Origin of the sequence: Saliniramus fredricksonii (assembly GCF_900094735.1) — a bacterium.
GTDB classification, from domain to species: domain Bacteria; phylum Pseudomonadota; class Alphaproteobacteria; order Rhizobiales; family Beijerinckiaceae; genus Saliniramus; species Saliniramus fredricksonii.
This window is the reverse complement of sequence record NZ_FMBM01000001.1, coordinates 1,173,524-1,197,971: the sequence shown is the minus strand read 5'-3', so window position 1 is coordinate 1,197,971 and position 24,448 is coordinate 1,173,524. Positions and strand designations below refer to the sequence as shown.

Annotated in this window: 24 protein-coding genes; 21 read left to right on the top strand and 3 right to left on the bottom strand. The window is 63.6% G+C overall.

The features are described 5' to 3' along the window. Positions 1-244 precede the first annotated feature (244 nt). The 3 genes from GA0071312_RS05475 (at position 245) to GA0071312_RS05465 (ending at position 2,421) form a co-directional block, all read left to right on the top strand. A complete protein-coding gene (locus GA0071312_RS05475) occupies positions 245-637 on the top strand; it encodes a hypothetical protein (protein ID WP_131817715.1) in 393 nt (130 codons plus the stop codon). Between the two features lie 137 nt (positions 638-774). After that, on the top strand, positions 775-978 hold the full coding sequence (locus tag GA0071312_RS05470) for a YgaP family membrane protein (RefSeq protein ID WP_074443902.1): 204 nt from the start codon (positions 775-777) through the stop codon (positions 976-978). Positions 979-1,065: 87 nt separating this feature from the next. Next, on the top strand, positions 1,066-2,421 hold the full coding sequence (locus tag GA0071312_RS05465) for a peptidoglycan-binding domain-containing protein (RefSeq protein ID WP_131817714.1): 1,356 nt from the start codon (positions 1,066-1,068) through the stop codon (positions 2,419-2,421). Here the strand turns inward: GA0071312_RS05465 and GA0071312_RS05460 are convergent. Next, positions 2,414-3,568, bottom strand: coding sequence for a helix-turn-helix transcriptional regulator (locus tag GA0071312_RS05460; protein ID WP_083204329.1), 1,155 nt, complete (start codon positions 3,566-3,568; stop codon positions 2,414-2,416). The two genes, GA0071312_RS05465 and GA0071312_RS05460, sit on opposite strands and share 8 nt — an antisense overlap. 207 nt (positions 3,569-3,775) lie before the next feature. Between GA0071312_RS05460 and GA0071312_RS05455 the strand changes: the two genes are divergently transcribed. Next, the gene (locus GA0071312_RS05455) at positions 3,776-5,122 is read left to right on the top strand and encodes a class I SAM-dependent methyltransferase (protein ID WP_074443899.1); all 1,347 of its coding nucleotides are present in this window, start codon (positions 3,776-3,778) and stop codon (positions 5,120-5,122) included. Positions 5,123-5,256: 134 nt separating this feature from the next. Then, complete coding sequence (locus GA0071312_RS05450) at positions 5,257-5,703, top strand: rhodanese-like domain-containing protein (protein ID WP_083204328.1); 447 nt, start codon at positions 5,257-5,259, stop codon at positions 5,701-5,703. A 7-nt stretch (positions 5,704-5,710) separates the two neighbouring features. On the opposite strand, the gene GA0071312_RS05445 is transcribed toward GA0071312_RS05450, so the two are convergent. Continuing rightward, a complete protein-coding gene (locus tag GA0071312_RS05445; protein ID WP_074443898.1) occupies positions 5,711-6,613 on the bottom strand; it encodes a hydrogen peroxide-inducible genes activator in 903 nt (300 codons plus the stop codon). A gap of 181 nt (positions 6,614-6,794) precedes the next feature. On the opposite strand from GA0071312_RS05445, the gene katG reads away from it, so the two are divergent. The 15 genes from katG to GA0071312_RS05380 all read left to right on the top strand — a co-directional run bounded on the left by katG (position 6,795) and on the right by GA0071312_RS05380 (position 21,983). After that, the gene (gene katG / locus GA0071312_RS05440) at positions 6,795-8,963 is read left to right on the top strand and encodes a catalase/peroxidase HPI (RefSeq protein ID WP_074443897.1); all 2,169 of its coding nucleotides are present in this window, start codon (positions 6,795-6,797) and stop codon (positions 8,961-8,963) included. A 565-nt stretch (positions 8,964-9,528) separates the two neighbouring features. Further along, positions 9,529-10,524 carry an ATP-binding cassette domain-containing protein gene (locus GA0071312_RS05435; RefSeq protein WP_074443896.1) on the top strand — a complete coding sequence of 332 codons (996 nt, stop codon included), beginning with the start codon at positions 9,529-9,531 and terminating at the stop codon, positions 10,522-10,524. Beyond that, the gene (locus GA0071312_RS05430) at positions 10,521-11,342 is read left to right on the top strand and encodes an ABC transporter permease (protein WP_074443895.1); all 822 of its coding nucleotides are present in this window, start codon (positions 10,521-10,523) and stop codon (positions 11,340-11,342) included. Before GA0071312_RS05435 ends, GA0071312_RS05430 begins: the two co-directional genes overlap by 4 nt. 169 nt (positions 11,343-11,511) lie before the next feature. Then, on the top strand, positions 11,512-12,264 hold the full coding sequence (locus tag GA0071312_RS05425) for a transporter substrate-binding domain-containing protein (protein ID WP_074443894.1): 753 nt from the start codon (positions 11,512-11,514) through the stop codon (positions 12,262-12,264). A 26-nt stretch (positions 12,265-12,290) separates the two neighbouring features. Next, positions 12,291-13,214 carry a ketopantoate reductase family protein gene (locus GA0071312_RS05420; protein WP_074443893.1) on the top strand — a complete coding sequence of 308 codons (924 nt, stop codon included), beginning with the start codon at positions 12,291-12,293 and terminating at the stop codon, positions 13,212-13,214. Positions 13,215-13,240: 26 nt separating this feature from the next. Then, positions 13,241-14,902, top strand: coding sequence for a GMC family oxidoreductase (locus GA0071312_RS05415; RefSeq protein ID WP_074443892.1), 1,662 nt, complete (start codon positions 13,241-13,243; stop codon positions 14,900-14,902). Positions 14,903-15,029: 127 nt separating this feature from the next. Further along, on the top strand, positions 15,030-15,959 hold the full coding sequence (locus GA0071312_RS05410; RefSeq protein WP_074444254.1) for an SPFH domain-containing protein: 930 nt from the start codon (positions 15,030-15,032) through the stop codon (positions 15,957-15,959). A 66-nt stretch (positions 15,960-16,025) separates the two neighbouring features. Further along, entirely contained in the window at positions 16,026-16,472 is a 447-nt protein-coding gene (locus tag GA0071312_RS05405) for an NfeD family protein (protein WP_074443891.1), read from the top strand. 300 nt (positions 16,473-16,772) lie between these two features. Continuing rightward, entirely contained in the window at positions 16,773-17,096 is a 324-nt protein-coding gene (locus GA0071312_RS19585; RefSeq protein ID WP_131817713.1) for a hypothetical protein, read from the top strand. Positions 17,097-17,124: 28 nt separating this feature from the next. After that, on the top strand, positions 17,125-17,514 hold the full coding sequence (locus GA0071312_RS19580; RefSeq protein ID WP_131817712.1) for a hypothetical protein: 390 nt from the start codon (positions 17,125-17,127) through the stop codon (positions 17,512-17,514). Beyond that, on the top strand, positions 17,511-18,242 hold the full coding sequence (locus GA0071312_RS05400) for a cupin domain-containing protein (RefSeq protein WP_074443890.1): 732 nt from the start codon (positions 17,511-17,513) through the stop codon (positions 18,240-18,242). The genes GA0071312_RS19580 and GA0071312_RS05400 overlap by 4 nt, the downstream gene beginning before the upstream one ends. Then, entirely contained in the window at positions 18,229-18,990 is a 762-nt protein-coding gene (locus tag GA0071312_RS05395; protein ID WP_074444253.1) for an SDR family NAD(P)-dependent oxidoreductase, read from the top strand. The genes GA0071312_RS05400 and GA0071312_RS05395 overlap by 14 nt, the downstream gene beginning before the upstream one ends. 29 nt (positions 18,991-19,019) lie before the next feature. After that, entirely contained in the window at positions 19,020-19,967 is a 948-nt protein-coding gene (locus GA0071312_RS05390; protein ID WP_074443889.1) for a DMT family transporter, read from the top strand. Further along, the gene (locus GA0071312_RS05385; RefSeq protein ID WP_074443888.1) at positions 19,964-20,722 is read left to right on the top strand and encodes an SDR family oxidoreductase; all 759 of its coding nucleotides are present in this window, start codon (positions 19,964-19,966) and stop codon (positions 20,720-20,722) included. Before GA0071312_RS05390 ends, GA0071312_RS05385 begins: the two co-directional genes overlap by 4 nt. A 121-nt stretch (positions 20,723-20,843) precedes the next feature. Next, positions 20,844-21,983 (top strand): NADH:flavin oxidoreductase/NADH oxidase, encoded by a 1,140-nt coding sequence (locus GA0071312_RS05380; RefSeq protein WP_074443887.1) that lies wholly within the window; start codon positions 20,844-20,846, stop codon positions 21,981-21,983. Positions 21,984-22,007: 24 nt separating this feature from the next. Here GA0071312_RS05380 and GA0071312_RS05375 read toward each other — a convergent pair whose 3' ends face one another. Next, positions 22,008-22,946 (bottom strand): 3-hydroxyacyl-CoA dehydrogenase family protein, encoded by a 939-nt coding sequence (locus GA0071312_RS05375; RefSeq protein ID WP_074443886.1) that lies wholly within the window; start codon positions 22,944-22,946, stop codon positions 22,008-22,010. Positions 22,947-23,104: 158 nt separating this feature from the next. Between GA0071312_RS05375 and GA0071312_RS05370 the strand changes: the two genes are divergently transcribed. Then, positions 23,105-24,442 (top strand): NAD(P)/FAD-dependent oxidoreductase, encoded by a 1,338-nt coding sequence (locus GA0071312_RS05370; RefSeq protein WP_165603960.1) that lies wholly within the window; start codon positions 23,105-23,107, stop codon positions 24,440-24,442. Positions 24,443-24,448: the final 6 nt, after the last annotated feature.

The following is a 24,448-nucleotide window of genomic DNA, read 5'->3' as shown; positions in this document are numbered from 1 at the left end:
CCAGGCCTGAACCAAGTTTTGTGCCTGCGGGGGAACGGCGCACCGGACCAATTTTGCCCGCACCATAACCCGGACTGCTCCGGATACCCGGCTGGCCCTGAATCCCTGAGCTGCCCGCTTCTAACGTCAGAACTTTACGCTGCGTAGTCCGTTCGGCTCATGCGGGCGAAGTTCTCTCATGCGACGCTCGTCTTCAGGGGTTGACCAGGCAATCCTGACAACAAGTCACATTATGGGGAATGAGATGCTAATCGAGAAGAAGTTCATCGGCGCCACACTCGCGATCGGAGCTCTGGCGCTTGCGGGGTGCCAGACAAATCTTGCAGAACTGCCCGAACCGTCATCGACACCCCGCGTCCTGACAGGGGATGAAATCCGCGCCTATGCAGGCCGTACCAGTACATGGGAGGCGAAGGACGGATCCGCACAGGGACGGGTCACGCTGAATGCCGACGGGACGCAGACACTGACCAGCAACATCCCGGGGGTCGCGCGAGACACCGGCACGTGGCGGGTGAGCGGCAATCGGCAATGTGCCACATGGACACGTATTCGCGGCGGGGAAGAGCGGTGTACCACATGGACACTGATGCCTGACGGCAGCATCGATACCGGCAATACCATTACCCGCTTCTGAAAGAGCATGGTAAGCTCGGCGGGAGCGGAACGTCGCGGGCCTCGCGACTCCGCCCCCGCCGGTCTGATGGTTGTTCGAGCAAGGGCAGCAGACAATCCTGGAGCGGCGGTTTGATCCTCCATCAGCGGAGTATTCCGATGACCATCGAGCGCATGATTCTTCTGATCGTCGGCCTGGTCGTGATCGTTTCCGTCCTGCTCGGCATCTATCACAGCCCCTATTGGTTCTGGGTTACGGGCCTGATGGGCGCGCATCTGGTCCAGGCGTCGTTTACCGGCATGTGCCCGGTCGTGATGACCCTAAAGAAGCTCGGCCTGCCATCGAAACCCGACTTCGGTTGAACGCAGGGCGGCGGTCGCGGCCATGCGGAGCAAGGCTCTCCAGGACAATACCGGCGTCCGGCAGCGATAATTCCGGGAGACGCAGTAATGATGTCCGAAAAACAGCTTAAAACCTGTGCCGGCTTCGTCATAGCCGCAGTCATGACCGCAGTCATGGCCGCAATCACCGTCGGCAGCAGCGGCCTCGCTGCGCCGGCTCGGGCGGAGCCGATCCGTGCTCTGCAAGCCGCACTCGATGAGCGATCATGTGAACCGGGGCCGGTAGACGGATTGTGGGGCCGCATGACGGCACGGGCACTGATGCGGTTCAACCTCGCATCCGGAAGCGGAATCACCCGACCGATCACCGAGGCGGATATCGCCAAGCTCACCGGCAGCACGGCGCAATGCGACAGCACCGCAGAGAGGGAACGGCGGACGGACCTGATCATCGCTGACTATGCCAACAACGCCTTTGGCGATTGTGCCGGCATTTCGCAGATCAGGCATTACCAGCGCACCCTCACGCGCGCCGTATCCTCTCCGACCGGCGTATGGCAGTTCATCACATCGATCAATGATGCCGGCTCGCAATTCCTGCACGCGCATGACGCGGCCCGTTTCGAAGCATTCATCGCAGACCTCGTGCAGGCTGCAGAACAGGGTGCCTATACGCAACTCGATTTTCGTCGCGACGGAAACCTGTCGAATCCTGCCCATAATCAATCGACATTGCTGCTTAACGTCGCCTATTTTGTCAGTATCGTCGATCATTTCGACCTGTGGAAACCGGGTCAGCGCGAGACGATGATCGCCTGGGGCGATATCCTGCGGCGCCAGTCACGGCGCACGCGTGGCCCGGGGCGCGGCCAGATCGATCCTTCGGTCCGCTGGCCCGATACGGTCGCCATGCAGGCCGCGGCCAACATCACCTGGGGCATCATCACTCATAAAATCTCTGACATCGAAGCCGGTATCGACGACATCCTTTCGATGCTGCGGCGGATGCATCCCGACGGGCCCGTCCGCGCATTTATCCGTGGGCCCTGGACCAATGCCTGGATGCCGGACAAGAACCTCTACCTGCAGGACCATCTGATCGGATTCATGGTCCTCGCCGCGCATGCGGCGCACTATGCAGGCCGCGATTTCTTCGAAGAGCGCTTCAACGGGACCAATCTGCATGAGTCCATTGCCTGGCATCTCGACGCAATCGAGGACCCGCAGGGTTTTGGCGGCCTGTCCGCGAAGCAGGACATGCATTTCTTTCGTGGCAGCGGAGGCTTTGCCTATTGGGGCTGGGTCGAGCCTTATATCGCGCTGTTTCCCGATTCAGACAATGCCGAGCGGATGCGGGAGATGAGCCGGCGGGCGCTCGGCTTCCGCACACATTATCGGGGTGCCGCAGGCAATACCTCGTGCCTGTTTCGCGGTTTCGAGCCGCCATCGCGCGCACTCAACTGATATGCGGCGTGAGGCTGGCCATCTTGTGGATCAGCGCCAGACGGTTGCGCGCACCGGTCTTGGCGAGCATGGCCGCGAGCTGGTTCTTGACTGTCGCGGGCGCCGTGCCGCGTCGCTCGGCGATTTCCTCTACGGTATGCCCGCGCGGGACAAGACGGGCGATCTCCTTCTCCGCGCCGGTCAGTGCATAGGCTCTGGCAAAGCGTTCAGCGTCGAAGAGCGGCGCGTTATGGGGATCGATGACGCTGATCAGCGCACCGTTCAGGCCTCTGTCGATTTCGCAATCGGCATCGTTGAGCGGAGCGATATCGAGGATGAAGGCCGGGGCGCCGGAGAGGCGCGGCACCGCAATGGTCTGGCGGGCAGCCTCGCTCTCGCCGCTCGCCGTCTCACAGGCGCGTGCGATTGCCGCATTGATGCGCAGAGCCAGATCCGGGTCGCGACAGGCAATGCGGCCGTCGCGGGTCAGCGAGAGCCCGTCATCCGAGCCGGTGATGCGCGTGAGCTCGCGGTTGCAGACGATGATCCGCCCGTCAGGCAGGCCGACGCCCATTCCGGTGCCCACCCGATCGAGCGCAGTGAGCGCCGCATTGTAACGCGCGCGCAGTTGCATGAAGGTCCGGCTCAGTTCCGCAGCACGCGCGAGATGGACGGCGTGGCGGCCCAGTGCGTCGAAGGCCGCTTCCGGCAATTCCGTCACAGCCGGGTCGAAACCGATGGTCATGCCTTCGAACCAGACCGGATTGTCGTTCAGGCGCAAACCGATACGCCGGTCGATGCCGACGGATTCCCGCAGGACGATACAATCCGGTCGGGTATCGAGCACCTCGCGTGAGATGCCGACATCGGTATCGGGGAAGGGGTGATTGATCGGCTGCCTGGCAAAGGCCGCCCAATCCGGCGCCTCATGTCCGCGCAGATTGGCGACGTAATCCAGACCCTCGGGCCGGCTCACGAACTCCCGATAGGCCCGGCTCAGCGCAGTAATCTCATAAGGGTATCCGGTCTCGGCTCTGACCAGCAAAGCGCTACCCTGAGCGCCCGCACTGTCGACGATCTGATCGAGCACGACCTGCCATCGCAGCGGGTCGATGGCGGCTTCGTATATCGTCTCGATCAACCGTAATCGGCCCGATTCCTCCGCCATGTCATGCTCCCCGGTCCCTTCTGCATGCCCTTCGGGCAGGCTCACATTTAGTCAATTCCTGTTCATGACTGTCAAGTTTACTGTCGCCGTCAGCTAGAACGGTTGCATGCAAGCGGTTTTCCGATAGCGATTGCCAAAATATGGTACGGCTTCGGCGCGGCCCGTAAGGAAGCGCAGTTATCTACCCGCTAGTATGGAGGCGCAGGCATGGACACGCCAGGCAGCGACACAGCGCCGATTACGGACGCGGATGGGAAAATCTCCGCCCTGCGGGCGCTGCTCGAGGACGTGCATGCAAGGCTCGCCCCCGATTTCGGCTTCCGGCTCTGGGACGGCTCGCGGGTACCGGCAGATTGGCCGGATGACGGGCTCGCCATCACCATCGCCGATCCCGGCGTCGTGGCGAAACTGGTGCGCCGCCCGCGCCTCGACACGCTGATCAAGCTGCATGTGGACGGGCGGCTCGATCTCGCCGGCGGCTCCTTCTTCGACCTCGTCGCCGCGCGCCCGACCGGCAAGCCGGGGCGACTCTTGCGCGGCATCTCAAAACGCCGCGTCCTCGCCGTCATCCGGCATTTCTTCTTCGTGCCGCAGGGCCCCGCCAGCGTGCTCGATCCGGTCAAGGGCGACGCGATCGCCCGCGACGGCAGCGAGGCGACCAATCGCAGCAATGTCGCCTATCACTATGATGTTTCGAATGATTTCTACGCGCTCTTCCTCGATCCGGAGATGGTCTATACCTGTGCCTATTTCGCCGAGGATCATATGGATCTGGAGCGGGCGCAATGCGACAAGCTCGACATGATCTGCCGCAAGCTGCGGCTGCAACCCGGCGAGCGCTTCCTCGATATCGGCTCGGGCTGGGGCGCGCTGGTCTGCCACGCGGCGGAGCATTACGGCGTCGAGGCGCATGGCGTGACGCTGAGTTCCGAGCAACTGGCGCTGGCCCGCGAGAAGGCGCAGAAATGCGGCATCGCCGATCGCGTGACCTTCCATTTCCAGGATTATCGGGCGATGGAGGGCAGTTTCGACAAGATCGCCTCGATCGGCATGTTCGAACAGGTCGGCATCCGCAATCACGGCGATTACTTCGCCACGATGAACCGGCTGCTGCGGCCCGGCGGGCTCTACCTGCACCATTGCATCGCAAGGCGTGCCAAGCGTTCGGACAAGCGCTTCCTGAAGATGAGCCCGGAATACCGCGCACTGGTGCGCTACATCTTCCCCGGCGGCGAGCTCGATCATCTGGGCATGTCGATCTCCAACCTCGAACGCGCGGGTTTCGAGATCCACGATGTCGAGGGCTGGCGCGAACATTATCGCCGCACGACTTATCTGTGGTGGGAACGCCTCGCCGCGCGGCGGGAGGAAGCGGAAAAGCTGGTCGGGCCGGAAAAGCTGCGGATGTGGCTGCTCTATCTGGCCGGCTGCTCCCTCGCCTTCGCCCGGGGCGGCGCCTATGTCAATCAGACGCTGACCTCGAAACGCATCAAGGGCGATCGCGGCCATGCGCCCCTGCCGGTGCCGTTGTCGCGCGTGGATCTCTATCGCTGATGACGGAACCCGTCCGGCATGGCACGACACGGGCTGCGACGCCGTACCACCCGCCATCCGTGATCATCGCGATAGCCATGCGCCGCCCGAACGCTTACCCAAGGTCACATCCCCGTCCCGAACCGTGATGAGCCATGCGCAAGACAATTCTTTACGGCTTCGCCCTCCTCGCCGCTCTGGCAGCCGGGCTCGCCATCGTCCTGATCGAGACCCGCCCCGCACCGGCGCATCTGAGCCTGGAGGCGCGCAGCGGTGAAGCGCTCGCGCAGGAGGAGGATACGCTCGTCGTTGATATCAGGCGCCCCGAGGAATGGGTCCAGACCGGCGTCGTCGCGGGCGCCGTGCTCGTGACCTACACCGATGCCAAGAGCTTCATCGCACGCATCGAGCCTTTGCTCGCACCCGGCCAGGAACTGGCCCTGATCTGCCGCTCGGGCAACCGCAGCTCCCTGGCTGCACGTGAGATCGCGCAGCGGATCGACAATCCCGTGGTCGATATTGCCGGCGGCATGCTGCGCGTCGTGGCAGAGGGCTATTCCCCGCTGCCACCACGCCGTGAACAGGGCTGCATGATCTGTTGAGCCGCGCTTACGCCTGCGGGCCTCCGGTCGCTGCCATGCGCACGATCCGCGCCACTTCCGCCAGTTGATCGGAAAGCGGCGTCGTGCGGCGCCAGATCATGCCGATCCGGCGCGTTGGCGCCGGCGTATCGAAGCGGGCAACGGAAACCGGCGCGGAGCGGGTCTCGATCGCGACCGCCATTTGCGGGATCAGCGTGACGCCGATGCCGGCGCCGACCATCTGCACGAGCGTCGAGAGCGCCGAGCCCTCCATCAGATCGCGCGGCACGGCGCCCGACCCTGCGCAGAACGAGAGCGCCTGCTCGCGAAAGCAGTGCCCCTCCTCCAGGAGCAGGAGCCGCATCTCGCGCAGGCTCTCGACATTGGGCACCGGTTTGCCCGCCTCCGCCTCCCGGCGCACCAGCACGAATTCCTCCGCAAAGAGCGGCTCCTCGTGCAGCGACGGTTCAGAGACCGGCAGGGCGACGATCGCGGTGTCGAGCCGCCCCTCGATCAGATCTTCGACCAGCTTGTGGGTCACCGCCTCGCGCGGGCGCAGGTCGAGCAAGGGAAAGCGCGCCGCGAGCCGGGTGATGATCTGCGGCAGGAGATAGGGCGCGATGGTCGGGATCACGCCGAGGCGCAGCCGCCCCGTCAGCGGGCTGTAGGAGGCGCGGGCGAGATCGCCGAGTTCGTCGACCCCACGCAGGATATCGCGGGCGCGCATGACCAGCGCCTCGCCCAGCCCGGTGAGCCGGATCTGGCGCGCCCCGCGCTCGATCAGCTGCGCGCCGAGCAGTTCCTCGAGTTCCTTCATCTGCAGCGAGAGCGCCGGCTGCGAGATGGCGCAAGCCTCCGCCGCGCGACCGAAATGCCCGTGTCGGGCCAGCGCATCGAAATAGCGCAGATGCTTGAGGGTAATCGCATTCATAAGCTCAACCTATCGTGTCGATAAGAAAATGCAAATTCTTTTTATGATACAGGCGTGTTAGGAACCTTTCGAAACAGGTCGCAGAACGTTTCCCCCGGACGATGTCGCGATCTGCACAGTCTCGCCGCGAATCCGTGCGATCAAGCGCGGTCGCGCCGGAACCAGCTGAGGAGGAAGACAGATGGATGGTATCGACAAGCCGACGAGCGGCAAATGCCCGGTCATGCACGGGGCCCTGACCTCGACCAGCACCACGGTGATGGATTGGTGGCCCAACGCGCTCAATCTCGACATCCTGCACCAGCACGACACCAAGACGAACCCGCTGAAGGGTTTCAACTATCGTGAAGAGGTCAGGAAGCTCGACGTCACGGCCCTGAAACAGGACCTCAAGGCGCTGATGACCGACAGCCAGGAATGGTGGCCGGCCGATTGGGGCCATTACGGCGGTCTGATGATCCGGATGGCCTGGCACGCTGCCGGCTCCTACCGCATCGCCGATGGACGCGGCGGCGGCGGCACCGGCAACCAGCGCTTTGCGCCGCTCAATTCCTGGCCCGACAACGTCAATCTCGACAAGGCGCGCCGCCTGCTCTGGCCGGTCAAGAAGAAATACGGCAACAGGATCTCCTGGGCGGATCTGATGATCCTCGCCGGCAATGTCGCCTATGAATCGATGGGCCTGAAGACCTACGGCTTCGCCTTCGGGCGTGAGGATATCTGGCATCCCGAGAAGGACATCTACTGGGGTTCGGAGAAGGAATGGCTCGGCGCCGCCCGCTACAAGGGCGAGGGCGAGGACCGCGCCAGCCTGGAGAACCCGCTGGCCGCCGTGCAGATGGGCCTGATCTACGTCAATCCGGAAGGCGTGGGCGGCAATCCCGATCCGCTGCGCACCGCCAAGGACGTGCGCGAGACCTTCGCGCGCATGGCCATGAACGACGAGGAGACCGTTGCGCTGACCGCCGGTGGCCACACTGTCGGCAAGACTCACGGCAATGGTGATGCCGCCGATCTGGGCCCGGATCCGGAAGCTGCGGACGTGTCCGAACAGGGGCTGGGCTGGAACAACCACAAGAGCCGGGGAATCGGCCGCGATACCGTGACCAGCGGCATCGAAGGTGCCTGGACCACCCATCCCACCAAATGGGACAACGGCTATTTCTACCTGCTGCTCAACTACGATTGGGAGCTGAAGAAGTCGCCGGCTGGCGCCTGGCAGTGGGAGCCGATCGATATCAAGGAAGAAGACAAGCCGGTCGATGTGGAAGATCCCTCGATCCGTCTCAACCCGATCATGACCGATGCGGACATGGCGATGAAGGTGGATCCGGAATATCGCAAGATTTCCGAGCACTTCTACAAGAACCCGGACTACTTCTCCGAGGTCTTCGCCCGCGCCTGGTTCAAGCTGACCCACCGCGATATGGGCCCGAAGGATCGCTATATCGGTCCGGAAGTGCCGGCGGAGGATCTGATCTGGCAGGATCCCGTGCCCAGGGGCGCGAAGGATTACGACGTATCGGCCGTGAAGGCGAAGATCGCCGAGAGCGGTCTGAGCATTTCGCAGATGGTCGCCACTGCCTGGGACAGCGCGCGCACCTTCCGTGGTTCGGATCTGCGCGGCGGCGCCAATGGGGCGCGCATCCGCCTCGCGCCGCAGAAGGACTGGGCCGGTAACGAGCCGGAGCGCCTGCAGCAGGTCATCTCCGTGCTGGAACCGATCGCGAAAGATGCGGGCGCGAGCCTCGCCGACGTGATCGTGCTTGCGGGCAATGTCGGCATCGAGAAGGCGGCGAAGGCTGCCGGCCACGATGTGACGGTGCCCTTCGCACCGGGCCGTGGCGATGCCAGCCAGGAGCAGACGGATGCCGATTCCTTCGAACCGCTGGAGCCCGTCGCGGATGGTTTCCGCAACTGGCTGAAGCAGGATTACGCGGTGAGCCCGGAAGAGCTTCTGCTCGATCGCACCCAGCTGATGGGTCTGACCGCGCAGGAGATGACCTGCCTCGTCGGCGGCATGCGGGCGCTGGGTGCCAATCACGGCGGCACCGCGCATGGCGTCTTCACCGAACAGCCCGGTGCGCTGACGACGGATTTCTTCGTCAACCTCACCGACATGGCCTGGAAATGGGTGCCGAAGGGCGACAATCTCTACGAGATCGTCGATCGCAAGACCGGCGCGACCAAGTGGACCGCCACCCGCGTCGATCTCGTCTTCGGCTCCAATTCGGTGTTGCGCGCCTATGCGGAAGTCTATGCCCAGGATGACGGTGAAGAGCGTTTCGTGCACGACTTCATCGCCGCCTGGACCAAGGTGATGAACGCCGACCGCTTCGACATCGCCTGATCGGCGGCTGACGCGGCAAACCGAACCCCTTCCGCTACGGCGGGAGGGGGTTTTTCGTGGGTGGGCATCAAGCCACCCCGAAGGCCATGGCCCAGAGGCCGACCATGGCGACGAAAATCCCCAGTGACGCGATTTCGGCGGCGAGTGCGCAAACGGAACGGAACATGTCGACCTCCCCAAGTTCGATCTATGTTCTATTATGTTCTGATTTACCCGGCTGGAAAAGTTCTTGTTTCGTGCAGTGGCAATCACGGTTAATCAAAGCTTTACACCGACACCACGAAACCATGTCATTGCGTCCGGCAGGATCCGTGTACGAGCTTGCCTGATCTGCCATCCCGATCTTCTATCCTGATCTCTTGCATTGCCGTAAGGGCACCGACGCTTTAGAGCGCATGCCGACCTGACGCGGTCAGGCCGGGCGCTCTCAGTTATTGTTCGACGCATCATTTTTTCCGTCAGCCGGTATCCACCTGACGGAATGATGCTTTAATGCGAGGCAGCGCACCATCATCGCAATCCGACCCGCCACCCTGCCCGCGCGGCACCGATCGAGCATCCGATCATGAACGAGGCCCGAGAATCTGCACAAGAATCTGCCAATAACGCTGCCATCGAAACCGATGCGCTGCAAAAGACCTATGGCGCCACCCGTGCCCTCGACGGCGTGAGCCTGCGGGTTTCGCGTGGCGAGGTATTCGGGCTGCTCGGCCCCAACGGGGCGGGCAAGACCACATTCGTGCGGCTGCTCGCGACGCTGATCCGGCCCACGGGCGGGCGCGCCTTCGTACTCGGGCACGATATCGTCGCGCAGGCGGCGCAGCTGCGTCGGCGCATCGCGCTCACCGGGCAATTCGCCTCCGTCGACGAGGAGTTGACCGGACGCGAGAACCTGCTGCTGCTCGCCCGGCTTCTCGGGCTCACGGGAAGCGAGGCGCGCGGGCGCTGCGACGAATTGCTCGAAGCCTTCGACATCGCCGCTGCCGCGCGCCGTCCCGTCAGCGGTTATTCGGGTGGCATGCGCCGGCGGCTCGACATTGCCGCCTCGATGATCACCCGCCCGGACCTGCTCTTCCTCGACGAGCCCACCACGGGCCTCGATCCGCGTGCGCGCGCCGATGTCTGGGCGATCACGCGTCAGCTGGCGCGCAGCGGCACCACCATCCTGCTCACCACCCAGTATCTCGAAGAGGCCGACCAGCTGGCCGACCGGATCGCGGTGATCGATCATGGACGCGTCATCGCCCAGGGCACGGCAGCGCAGCTCAAGGCCCGCGTGGGAAGCGGCGTCCTGCGCCTGACGCTGCACGACCCGGCCGGGGCCGCGCGCGCGGGCTCCGTCGCGCAGAGCTTCGATCTCGCCGCGCATCGCGCGGATGATCCCCGCATGCTCGCCATTCCCCTGCCCGATGCCGATGCGGCGGTGCCACTGCTCGCAGCTCTGGCTGAACAGAACATCGCGCTCGTCGATTTCGCCTATGGCCAGCCGACGCTCGATGCGGTCTTCTTCGCGCTGACCGGCCATGGTGCCGGGCCGGATCAAGAGGAGACGCCGGCATGAGCGAGCGGCGATCGCGTCTCGACCGGGCGCTCGGTCCGGGCACGCGCAGGCCCGCCGGGCCGCGCCCGCTTGCCGACACGCTGGTCTTCGCCTGGCGCGCCATCCTCAAGATCCGTCATAATCCCGAGCAGGCTTTCGACGTGGTGGTCACGCCGGTGATGTTCACCGTCATGTTCACCTATCTGTTCGGCGGCGCGCTGGTGGGTTCGACCGAGGCCTATCTGCAATTCCTGCTTCCTGGCATCCTGGTGCAGACGGTGATGTTCACCTCGATCTATACCGGCTTCACCCTCAACCAGGACATCAAGCGCGGCGTGTTCGACCGTTTTCGCGCCATGCCGATCTGGCGACCGGCGCCGCTCGCGGGCGCGATTCTGGGCGATGTGCTACGCTATACCGCCTCGGCGCTGCTCGTCTTCGGCGTCGGTTTCGTGATGGGTTACCGGGCCGAGGGCGGGGCGGGCGCCGTCTTCGTGGCGCTGATCCTGCTCAACATCTTCGCGCTCGGAATCGGCTGGATCTTCACCGCCGTGGCGCTGATGGTGCGCACGCCGGGGACGGTGATGACCCTGTCATGGCTCGTGCTGATGCCGGTCACCTTCGGCTCCAACATCTACGTTGCGCCGCAAACCATGCCCGGCTGGCTGCAGACCTTCGTCATGATCAATCCGGTCAGCCACATCACCACCGCCCTGCGTGGCGTGCTCGATGGTGAGCCGGCCCTCGGTGCGATGGCTCTGGCGCTCATCACCCCGCTGGCCGTGACCGCATTGTTTGCGCCGCTCTCGATGTGGCTCTATGCGCGCGAGCGGGGCTGAGCCGGGATCGCATGCGGTTGCCGCGGCTGCCTCTCCCGGGCGCGTCTGGGAACTCTGGCAAACCGGAAGCCGCTTTTGTGACGGGTAGCAGGACCTGACGGATCTGGCTTCCCGATGATAGCCTTTGCTTTGAAGCCTGGAAAACAAGCGATCGGGGCGGGAGGCAAGCATGCCGGCACAAATCGATATCGGACCCGTCGACCCCCGCCTGCGTGATCTGCTCGCACCGGGCGGCGTCATGCGCGCGGGCACCAATCTCTCGAATTTCCTGCTCGTGACCGGCAAGAGCGATGCCGGCGAACCGGTCGGCGTCTCGCCGGATATGGCGCGCTGCTTCGCCGATTGCCTCGGCGTCGCGGTGGCTTACGTGACCTATCCTTCACCGGGCCCGCTGGCGGATGCGGCAGCGAATGACGCCTGGGATATCGGGCTGATCGGCGCCGAGCCGCAACGCGCGCGCATGATCGCCTTCACGCCCCCCTATGTGGAGATCGAAGCGAGCTATCTCGTGCGCGACGAAGCGCCCTTCGAAACGCCACAGGCGATCGATGCACCGGGCAGGCGCATCGCAGTCACCGGGCGCACCGCCTATGCCTTGTGGCTGGAGAATAATCTACGCCATGCCGAACTCGTCTATGCCGGGGATTTCGACGATGCGCTCACGCTCTTCCGGGATGCGGGACTCGACGCGCTGGCGGGCCTGCGCTCGCGGCTCGTGACCGATGCGCGCGCCATGCCGGGAACGCGGATCCTGCCGGGGCGCTTCATGGCGGTACAGCAGGCGATCGGGGTGCCGATCGCCAGAGCCGAGGCGCTGCCGCTGGTCGCGCGTTTCGTCAAAGCCGCGCGCGATGGCGGCCTCGTCGCGGCGCTGATCGAAAAACACGGCGTGCACGATCTGCGCGTCGCCGAACCCGACTGAGCGGCCCCAGGCAAAGGAGAAGACGGATGCGTATCGCGATCATCGGCACAGGCGCCATGGGCTCGGTCTATGCCGGGCTGCTCGGCGATGCCGGGCTCGACATCGTCGCCATCGACACATGGCAAGCGCATATCGACGCGATCCGCCGCGACGGTTTGCGGGTTTCCGGGGCGAGCGGCGAGCGCGTGGCGCGGATTTCGGCCACAACCGATGCCCGCAAGGCGGGCCCGGCGGATCTCGTCATCATCGCCACCAAGGCCGACGGTGTCGAAGCCGCAGCCCGGGCCGCGCGGGAGATCCTCACCGGGGACGGCGTCGTGCTGACGATCCAGAACGGGCTCGGTTCCGCCGAAAAGGTCGCGGCGATCATCGGCGAGGAGCGGACCATGATCGGCGTGGTCGGCGGCTTCGGCGCCTCGATCCCCCAGCCGGGCCATGTCCACCATAACGGCTGGGAATTCGTGCGGCTCGGCGAGTATCGCGGCGGTACCAGTGCGCGGCTGGAGGCGATCGCCGATATCTGGCGCAAGGGCGGTTTCAAGGTGGCGCTCTTCGCGGATATCCATCAGCTCGTCTGGGAGAAATTCATCTGCAACGTCGCCTTCAGCGGCACCTGCACGCTCACCGGCCTCACCATTGGCGAAGTGCTCGCCGATGCGGATGCCTTCTCCGTCGCCGCCGCCTGCGCGCGCGAGGCATATGCGGTGGCGCGCGCGAAGGGAATCGCCGTCGATATCGATGATCCCGTCGCCTATGTGCGCGCCTTCGGCGAGAAGATCCCCGGCGCGCGGCCTTCGATGCTGCTCGATCACATGGCCGGCAAACGCTGCGAGATCGACGTGATCAACGGCGCCGTGCCCCGTATCGGGGCCGAAATCGGGGTGCCCGCACCGGTCAATACCACGCTGGCGGCGCTGATCCGGGCGCGCGAGCGCGCTTTCGACAACTGAGCGGGATCGAGGAAGGGGGAGGCGGCATGGACACGCGGCAGCAGGATGGCGACACGTTCGACTACGTGATCGTGGGTGCGGGCGCTGCCGGCTGCCTGCTGGCGCGGCGCCTTTCCGAGGACGGGCGTTACACGATCTGCCTCGTCGAAGCGGGCCCGCCCGACCGCAATATCAACCTGCATGTGCCCGGCGGCTTCATCAAGGCGGTGACCAATCCGAAATATGCCTGGCAATTCGCCACCGAACCGGGCGAAGGCACGGCCGGGCGGCGTATCACCATACCGCAGGGGCGCACGCTCGGCGGATCGACCGCGATCAACGGCTTCAACTACAACCGGGGCCAGCCCGCCGATTACGACAGCTGGGCGCAGCAGGGCAATCGCGGCTGGGGTTATGACGATGTGTTGCCGTATTTCCGGCGCACGGAGCAGCGGATCGGCGCGCATGAGCCGCATTATCGCGGAGCCGAGGGCGGGCTCCCGATCAGCGATTGCGACTGGCGGCATCCGCTTTGCGAGGCCTTCATCGAGGCCGCTGTCGATGCCGGACTGCCGAAGAACCCGGATTATAACGGCGAAACGCAGAAGGGCGTGGGTTACTTCCAGCGGTGGATCGACAAGGGCTGGCGCGTCAGCGCCGCGACGGCCTTCCTGCGCCCGGCGCTGCGCTCCGGGCGCGTCGATCTGCGCTGCAACGCCCATACCACGACGATCACCTTCGAGGGACGGCGCGCAACCGGGATCCGCTATGTGCAGGAGCGCGGCGGAGCCGTGCGGGAATTGCGCGCAAGGCGCGAAGTGATCCTCACCTGCGGCGGGGCGAATTCACCCAAGCTGCTGCAGCTTTCCGGCATCGGCCCCGCCAGCCTCCTCGCCGATCTCGGCATCACGCCCGTCCATGCCCTCGAAGGTGTGGGCGCGAACCTGCGCGATCACTACATGGTCCGTCTGGTGGCACGCGCCAAAGGCGTCGAGACGATCAACGACATGGCGCGCGGCGTGAAGCTGTGGCGCGAGATCGCGAAATGGGCGATCGGACGCCCCAGCATTCTCGCGATCAGCCCGTCTGTCGCCTATGGTTTCGCCAATGCGCGCGATCTTTCACTGGAGCCCGATATCCAGCTCAATTTCACCCCCGGCAGCTACATGAAGAGCGTCACCGGGGTGCTCGACAATTTCCCCGGCATGACGCTCGGCGCCTATCAGCTGCGCCCGGAAAGCAGCGGTTACGTGCACGCGCGCTCGCCCGATCCGTTCGACAATCCGGTGATCCAGCCCAATTATCTGATGCATGCCGAGGACCGGGCCGTGACGGTGGCCGGTATCAGGCTGGTGCGCCGGTTGCTGGAATCGCCGGCTTTCGCGCCATACCGCGACGGGGAGGTGTCACCCGGCGAGGAGGTGCAAAGCGACGACGAGTTGCTCGCCTTCGCGCGCGAGAACGGCAGCACCGCCTATCACCTGATCGGCGCCTGCCGGATGGGACCCGCCCATGATGCCTCAGCTGTCGTCGATGACAATTTGCGGGTCTATGGCATCGAAGGCCTGCGCGTGGCGGATTCCGCGATCATGCCGACCATGCCGTCGGCCAATACCTGCGCGGCCACCTACATGATCGCCGAGAAGGCGGCTGATCTGATCCTGGGCCGGCAGGTGCCCGGTAATGCCGCCTTGGCGCGCGCGGGCTGACCGGGACGCACAGGCGGCTTTTCGTCGATATGTGGCACTGGCCGTGCAAAAAATTAACATTGCAATGCGATATCGCTCCGATCCCGTATCGGCATTTTCCCGCCTGAACGCCATCGAAGGACCGACCATGACATTCGAACCCATCATGATCTTCGCTCTGACCATCGTTGTCGTGGCGATCCTTGTGCTTTACGCCGGCATCAAGACCGTGCCGCAGGGCGAGGAATGGACCGTGGAACGCTTCGGGCGCTACACCCGCACCCTGCAATCGGGCCTGTGCCTGATCGTGCCCTTCATCGACCGGATCGGGCGCCGCCTGAGCGTCATGGAGCAGGTGCTCGACGTGCCGGCACAGACCGTGATCACCAAGGACAACGCCGCCGTGATCGCCGATGGCGTGGTCTTCTTCCGGGTGCAGGATACCGCCCGCGCGGCCTATCAGGTGCAGAACCTGCAAGATGCCATCGTCAATCTCACCACCACCAACCTGCGTTCGGTGATCGGCTCCATGGATCTCGACGACACGCTGTCGAAACGCGCGGAGATCAACGAGATCCTGATGGCGATCATCGACGAGGCCACCAATCCCTGGGGCGTCAAGATCATGCGCATCGAGATTCGCGATCTGCGCATGTCGGAAGATCTCCAGGCCGCGATGAATCTGCAGATGACCGCCGAACGCCGCCGCCGCGCCTCGGTCACGGAGGCCAATGGCCTGCGCGAAGCGGAGATCCTCAAGGCCCAGGGCGAGCGCGAGGCCGAAATCCTGCGCGCCCAGGGGCTGCGTGAAGCCGCCTTCCTCGAGGCTGAAGCCCGTGAACGTGCGGCGGAAGCCGATGCCAAGGCGACACAGGTGGTCTCCAAGGCCATCGCCGAGGGCGACATCCAGGCGGTGCAGTTCTTCCTCGGCCAGAAATACGTCGAGGCGCTCGGCCAGATCGGCGCCGCCGAGAATTCCAAACTGGTGCTGATGCCGCTGGAAGCCGGCGGCGTGACCGGCGCCGTGGCCGGGATCGGCGAATTGCTCAAGACTGTCGGCAATCCGTCGCAATCGTGAGCGTATGAAGGCTGTGCCCCGGCGTGAACGAATCGCCGGGGCCCGAGACGAGGATGACCGAGCGCCATGGAAACGCTGTTCGATTCGCCCTGGATCTGGATCATTGCCGGCGCGCTGATCGCCGGTCTCGAGATTCTGGTACCGGGGGTATTCCTGCTCTGGATCGGATTCGGCGCGCTCGCCGTCGGTCTCATCCTGACCCTCGCGCCCGATCTGCCGCTGGCCTGGCAGATGCTGATCTTCGCCGTGGCGATGCTCTCCTCGCTCGGCCTCGGCTTCGCACTCCAGCGCCGCAGCAAGGGCGGCGGCGCGCCGATGCTCAACCAGGACCTGCAAGCCATGATCGGGCGCCGCTACGTGGCGCTCGCCGATTTCGAAGCCGGACGCGGGCGCATCCGCGTCGCCGATACCAGCTTCGCCGTGGTCAGCGACGACCCGGTCAAGGAGGGCGAGATCGTCGAGGTCACCGCCATAGACGGTGCAAGGCCCCGCGTCAGCCGTGTGGCGGGGTGAGGCAAACGTCAGCGCGGATAGCTCCCTTCCATCCGCCCTGCCGCAAGTCCATTATGCACCAGCCACGCGGCGTGATCATTTATTCTAGATTATTCTAAAGCAGGGCATTGGGCTTAATACTGAAATTTTGTAGTTTTACACTGCATTCGTTTATAAATGTATATTAATAGATAAATTATCTACAATTGATCTCAATATTTGTGCGGCTAAAAAATGCGCACATGAACAAAATTTGGCCTTGCTGATCTCACTACTTGGAGTAATGTAGGTTCGAGCACGGCAACCATAGGAATTAATGATATGGTACTGGAAGCAGATGTGTTTGACGGGAATTGCCAACTGAAATCCTCGCGCGTTGATGCTGCGAGATTGCTCGAAAACGAAAAGCTGAAAATTGCACCCGCGCCTAGCTTTTTCGGTGCTACAGATTTTTCTGTTGATGCAATACACACGTTAGGGCCGGAGAATACGAGCAGTCATATTGCTACTCAGGCATTATTGCATAATATATGCGAAGATATTGAGATAAAACTGTATCCACAATTCGAAATGATACTTGACTCGATTGCCAGTCTCAAATCTGGAGGCCCTGGTGCTCACCTTGCCTTAGTGCCTAGTGCCTAGTGCATATGCAGGGATTGATCGTTTTTTCATGAGCCAGCATACGCGTCTGGTCGGGTGTTTTTGCTTCGATACTCCACCCTATCACCTTGCTTGGTCAGCTTCGCAAATCGACCCGCTATCGCCAAATGCTACGATTCGTGTGGCCACGCACCCTGCGCCGATTACTCTGCTGCCGCAACTGGTTCCCGCGGGCGTCCGCTACGAGATTTCTTCCTGCCCATCCACGGTAGCCGCGGCCAATGCCGCTCTCGTGGGCGAAGCAGATGTTGCATTGTGCAATCTGGAAACGATCCATGCACAGCATATGGCTCACCACCCAAAAGGTATAGCGATTGCGATGACATGGAACCTCTTTTTGCTTGGCGATGACGAGGCGTCGTCCAATGAAAGATCACCCGAAGCGGATGCGGTCGCATGAACCATTCCTACTTTCCAAAGCCTGAGCGCATTAAGCTTTTCGGAGGTATCGAGGCTGATGTCTTTGAGCTCGGTGACGATGCGCGAACGATAGTAATGATTTCGCGAATGCCTCCAGGGGCTGAAGCCCCGCCTCATGAGCATGCCGAGCACCAGATCGGGATGTGCCTTTCTGGTGTCTACCGCATGCGCGTTGGTGATGAGCAGCGTGAGCTCGAGGCACTAAAGGGCGCATACTGGGTGCCGGGCGGCGAAACTCACGGGGCAATGAATATCGGAAGCACCACGGCCATTACCCTCGATATCAAGCGATTCCCTAGGCCGGAGCAGGAAGGGCAATCAACTCCATGTGCGCCAGAGGTGCGATTTCTCGACATGACTCCCGCGCGAAATATCAAGGGTGGATTGAATCTCAACTTTTTCGTCGGCCCTTGGTTCGAGATCATGCTCTCCGTGTTGGAGCCAGATGCGCTCATGCCGCGCCATGCGCATCGTGGTGTACAGATCGGGATCGGTCTCGAAGGCGAGTATCGCATGGACGTCGGAGACGAAACACAACGATTTTCGGAAAATTGTGTTTATTTCGCTCCCGATCAAATTCCACATATGGGGCACAACGATACAGATAGACCTGCAACGTCGTTGAATATTTTTATTCCACCGCGATGGAACCTGCTGCCAAAACGTTTGCGAAAAACAATAGATGAGGCACCTGATGCAATTCGGTGAAAACGCAGTCGTAATCGTGACTGGCGCAGGATCTGGGATAGGCAAAGAGACGGCAATATCTTTCGCTTTATCCGGATCAAATGTTGTAATAGTAGATATAAATGAAGAATCTGCTTATGCACTAGCTTCTTCGCTATGCGATGGCGGGGCAAATGCTATTGCGATTAGGACTGACGTATCAAAAGAAGCTGATGTGACTGATTTGTTCGAAAGAGTAGATAGGGTTTACGGTCCGCCCACACATCTTGTAAATAATGCGGGGATCGAAAGAACAGGCAAAATGTACGACCTGTCGGTCGAGGATTATGAAAAATTATTTTCCGTAAATACGCATAGTGTATTTCTTTGTAGCAGGGCCGCTGCGCAGCGAATGATCCCTATGCGACGGGGGGCAATAGTAAATTTAGCATCGGTTGCTTCGTTCAAAACTTGGCCGGGAGGCGGGGCTTACAGTGCTAGCAAAGCCGCTGTGCTGGCACTTACAAAGGCATTTGCGGCAGATCTCGCGCCTTTCGGAATCAGAGTGAATTCCGTCGCACCCGCCATCGTAGATACGTCCATGACTGAGCGGTCGCTCGACAAGGAGAGCGATCGCGCTGCCGGGCGGGCGCGGCGGGAGGCTCTGCATCCGCTCGGCCGGCTCGCACGACCGCAGGAAATTGCGAATGCAATCCTTTTTTTGGCCGCAGAGGAAAGCGGCTTCACCACCGGGGCCTGCCTGACCGTCGATGGCGGACTTCTGGCTTGATCCGGCACCATGGAATCCGGGGAGCGCATATGGAAACTACGATTGGAGCGCGTGCAGCGAACGGGGGTGTCTACACGCGGATGGTTCTGGTTCAGGTCTTCTGGGCCGGGACCTTCGTCGCGAGTGAAATCGCACTGCATGATCAGCCGCCCGCCCTTACCGCCGTCGTGCGGTTCATCCTGACGACGGCTATCTACATGGCCATGTGCGTCATGTTGCGGGATCTGCATGCAGCACCTTTAAGCTCTCGCCTGACGGAGATCGGGCGTGGCGCCTGGCTGGCGCTTGCGGCAATGGGGTTCTTCGGTGTCGCGCTCTACACGCTGCTCCTGCATCTCGGGCTTGCCGCTTCGACGGCGGCATATGCCGCATTGCTCATCCCCACGACGCAACCGATCTTCACCGCGATACTGGGTCGCCTCGCATTTCGTGACGCGATCACCTCGGCGCTCGTTGTCGGCCTCGCACTCGGTCTGCTCGGGGCGGGCCTCGTTATTTTTGGCGGCTTGTCGCTGCGCGACGACACGGTTCTGACCGGCAATCTCGTCATCGTCGCTGCTGCTTTGTCGTTCTCGTGCTATTCAATTGCCGCCAAATTCGCACCTTCATCACTCAGCGCGACGGAGAATACGACGATCTCCTTCGTATTCGGCACGGTTTTTCTTCTTCCCATGCCTGTTCTGATGGGTGAGGCGATTGCACTGGGCGATGCAACCGCGTCATTCTGGCTCTCGATCGCATATCTCGTCGTGTTTGCGACCGTGCTGCCGTATCTTTGGTGGAACGATGCCGTAAGGCGCATCGGCTCTGCGCGTACCGGTATCTTCACGTTCCTGATGCCGCCACTCGCCGTTATCCTGGCCGCAATCATGCTCGGCCATACACCGACCCCGCAACAAATTCTCGGAGGGGCCCTGGCCCTGTGCGGTGTCGCTCTGGCCACTTTCGGATGGCCCGGACGGGCACGAAACCCATGAGGCCGGAGCTTGCCGGTCGCACGGCTCTGATCACGGGAGCCTCAGGCGGGCTCGGGCGTGCCTGCGCCGAGGCGCTGGCGCTTCGTGGCGCAGCGCTCGTGATCAACGGGCGGAACGCAAAGGCTTTGGCGGAAGCGGCGGAGGCGCTGGCGGGTTACGGTGTTGCCGTGACGCCGGTCGCGGGCGATGTCGGCGAACCTGCCGTTCGCGCGCGGCTCGCATCCGGTGCGATCGACATCCTCGTCGCCAATGCCGGCGGGCCGCCCCCCGCCGCTTTTGCGGAGCTCGATCCGGATGCATTCCGCGTCGCTTTCGAAACCAATGCAATCGCCATGCTGGATCTGGCTCGCGCATGCCTTCCAGATATGCGGGCACGCGGTTTCGGAAGGATCGTCACGATCCTGTCGAGTGCCGCGATCAGGCCCATGCCGGGGCTGGACGCATCCGCCGGGGCGCGCGCTGCCGTGATCGCTGCATTACGGGGACCAGCACGCGAGGCGGCCCGAGACGGGGTCACCATCAACCACATCCTCCCCGGCCCCATCGCGACCGGACGCACGGAGGAGTACCTCGCCTCACGGGAGGCGGAGGCAGGCGGCGCCGCGGCGGCGCGCGCTGCGCTCGTTGAGGACCTGCCTGCGGCGCGACTGGGGAAGCCGGAAGAAGTCGGCGCCCTTTGCGGTTACCTTGCTTCGCCGCTTGCCGGATTCGTCACCGGTCAAAGCGTATGCATTGACGGCGGACGCTCGATCTGATGATCCCATGCTCTCCCCGCATACGCCCCCGGCCCATCCGGTCATCGCTTCGATGAACGTCCTGCGGGCTTGGCCTGCGGGCGGGGGGCGGTCACGATGGGGCGTTTGAAGGGGATCATCCATGGCTCATCTGCTCGGCTCCGCGCTTGCCTTGCGCGACGTCACCATGAAGAACCGCATCGCGATCTCGCCGATGTGCCAGTATTCCGCCATCGACGGCATGGTGGGGGATTATCACCTCGCCCATCTCGGTCGCTTCGCCCTCGGCGGGGCCGGGCTCGTCATGGTCGAGGCCACGGCCGTGACGGCGCAGGGGCGGATCACGCATGGCTGCCCGGGCCTGTGGGAGGATGCGCAGATCGCGCCGATGGCGCGGATCGCCGCTTTCATTCGCGCACAAGGCTCCGTTCCCGCGATCCAGCTCGGCCATGCCGGGCGCAAGGCCAGCATGCAGCGCCCGTGGTACGGCAACGGCGCGCTCACCGAGAAAGATTTCGCCCGCGGCGATCACCCCTGGGAGATCATCGCAGCGAGCGCCATCCCCATGGATGAGGGTTGGCTGACGCCGCGCGCCATGGAACGGGCGGATATGGATGCGCTGGTCATGGCCTGGTGCGAAGCGGCGCAGCGGGCGCGCGAGGCGGGTTTCGACGTGATCGAGCTTCATGCCGCCCACGGCTATCTGCTGCATTCCTTCCTCTCGCCGCTCACGAATCGCCGCAATGACGCTTATGGCGGCGATCTCGCCGGGCGGGCGCGTTTCCCGCTCGCGGTGGCGCGCGCCCTGCGCGAAACCTGGCCTGCGCATCTGCCGCTGTTCACGCGGCTGTCCTGCGTCGACGGGATCGAGGGCGGTCTGGAGATCGCCGATACGATCTGGCTGGCGCAGCAATTGAAGGCGATCGGCATCGACGTGATCGACTGCTCCTCCGGCGGGCTTGCGGGTTCCGCCACCGCCGCGCGGGTCAGGCGCGGACCGGGCTTCCAGGTGCCCTTCGCCGAGGCTGTCCGCCGCGAGGCGGAGATCGCGACCATGGCGGTGGGGCTGATCACCGAGGCGGCCCAGGCCGAGGCGATCCTCGAAGCCGGCCAGGCGGATATCATCGCCATCGGGCGTGAGGCCCTGGTCAATCCCAACTGGCCGCTTCAGGCGCTCTCGGAACTCGACGCCATGGCGCCGGAGAGCTTTCGCGCCTGGCCCGAGCAATCAGGCTGGTGGCTGGAGCGGCGGCGGCGGGCCATGATCGAGAGCGCGCAGTAACGCGCTCTCTTTTCAGTCGCCTGATTACTTGCCCGCATCCTTCTTCAGCCAGCGGAACAATTCATCGACCCGCGCGGCCTTCAGCGCATCGCCGTCGCGGTTCGACCAATCGTAGATGCCCTGCTTGTTGGCAAAGCCCCGCGCACCGCTCTCGACCAGCTGCGTGACCTCGGGAGCCGGTTTCGGTGACGCGTCGAGATGCGGCAGCAGCGAGACCGCGAAGGCGTGCAGCGTATCGAGCCCGCCGAGCTCCGCCGATTCGATCGGTCCGGTCACGCCGAGCCGCCGCCCGAGCGTCTGGCGCACCACCGTATCGATCGCCTCAGCCGAAGCGATACCCTCCGCCCACATCGCCCAGGCTTCGCGCAGGATGGCGAACTGGATGCGGTTGCCGATCATGCCCGGCGTCTCGCGCTGCATCAGCACCGGCTCCTTGCCGGCCTCACGCAACAAAGCCATCGTGCGCGCGGTCGCCGCTTCCGCCGTGACCGGCGAGGGGCAGACCTCGACCACCGGGATCAAGGTCGCGGGGAACCAGAAATGCGCAGCCAGCACGCGTTCGGGGCGCTTGACCTTCGCGGTGAGCGCCGAGGCCGGCTGGCCGCTGGATGAAGCGAGGACGACATCATCAGCACAGACGTCATCCAGTTTCGCAAAAAGCTCCGTCTTGATCGCGAGATCCTCGGTCACGGCCTCCATCACGAAATCGCATGATGCCGCATGACCCGGATCGGCCGAAGAGGAGACGCGCCGATGGGATTCCCGTGCGTGATCGACATCGATCAGCCCGCGCGTGGCAAATTCGTCGATCTGCTTGCCGACGACTTCAAGCGCCGCCCCGGCGCGCCCGGCATCGCGTCCGATCATGACGACATCCTTGCCCGCCATGGCGAAGACGGCGGAGATGCCGGTCCCCATCAGCCCGTTGCCGAGCACGGCAATCCTGTCGATCGTCTCGCGCATTGCTTTGCCTCCCCGTATGAATGCTTCCCCGATCCGATCGACGCCGGAATTGACGCTAGGTTAGCTTCGCCATACGGTTGCGTAAACGTGTATTTTCACGGAGCGGGCGACGCGCCGGACATGGCTGTGCGCCAATGCAAAGGGTTCGGGAGAAGGCGATGCGCGCGCAGCTGACGCAGGATTTCCGTTTCGCGCCGTGGTGGTGGGAAGCAGCACCGCCGCCGCAATCACGCGAGGATGCGCCCGCATCCAGCTATGATCACGTCGTCATCGGCAGCGGGTTCACCGGCGTTGCTGCGGCCCTGCATCTGGCGCGCGGCGGGCGCAGCGTGGCGCTGCTCGATGCCGAGCGTATCGGCGCCGGCGCCTCGCGCCGCAATGCCGGCTTCATCGGGCGGGTGATGAAGAAGAGCTTCGGCGATGTCGCGGATGCCAGGGACGAGGCCTGTGCGCGCGAGACCTATCAGGAACTGCACGCGGCCTATGAAGACGTCTTCGCGCTCGCGCATGAGGAGGGTATCGCCTGTCACGCTGCGCGTTGCGGACGCTTCATCGCCGCGACCGCTCCGGGCCACCGGGCCTGGCTCGATGCCGATCTCGCGCGGATGAAGGCGGCTCTGGGGCATGATTACGCGATTCTCGATCCGCAGCATCAGCACGCGGCGATCGGCAGCAATCATTATCACGGCGGCGCGATCATCCCCGATAGCGGTTCGATCCATCCCGGCCTTTTGCATCAGGGGCTCATCGACCGCGCCATCGCAGCCGGCGTCGCGGCTTTCGGCGAGACGCGGGTGAACGAAATCCACGAGAGCGACCAGGGCGTGCGCCTTGAGACCACGCGGGGCGAGATCACGGCGCGCGAGGTGGTGCTGGCCACGAACGGCTATACGCAGCATCCGGGCTGGTTCAAACGCCGCCTGGTGCCGTTTCGCGCCTTCATGGCGACGACGGAGCCGCTCGACCCCGCCCTGCTCGATGAACTGATCCCGCAGGGGCGCACCATCATCGATTCAAATACGAATATCGATTTCTTCCGCCGCGCCCCCGATGCGCCGCGCCTGATCTTCGGCGGCGCGACGGCGGAGAAGCTCGCCGGTGAAGAAGCGATCGCCGCGCGGATGCGCAAGATCATGCTCAAGGCCTTTCCACAACTTGAAGATGTACGCCTGTCGCATGTCTGGGACGGCTATTGCGCTGGCACCTTCGACATGAAGCCGCATGTCGGGCAACGCGGGCGGCTGCATTACGCGCTGGGCTACAATTTTGCCGGCGTGGCTTTGGGCTGCCGCTTCGGCAAGCGCATCGCCGACCGGATTCTCGGAAACGAACCCGGCCCCAGTGTCTTCGACGGCACCGCATTCCCGACCATGCCGCTCTATACCGGGCATCCCTGGTTCATCGGCGCCGCCATGCGCTATTTCGCCTGGCGTGATGCCGGCCTCGCGAAACGCTGGGACGCGGCGGCGCACCGGCCGGTCGACGCGGCCGCGTGAGCAGAA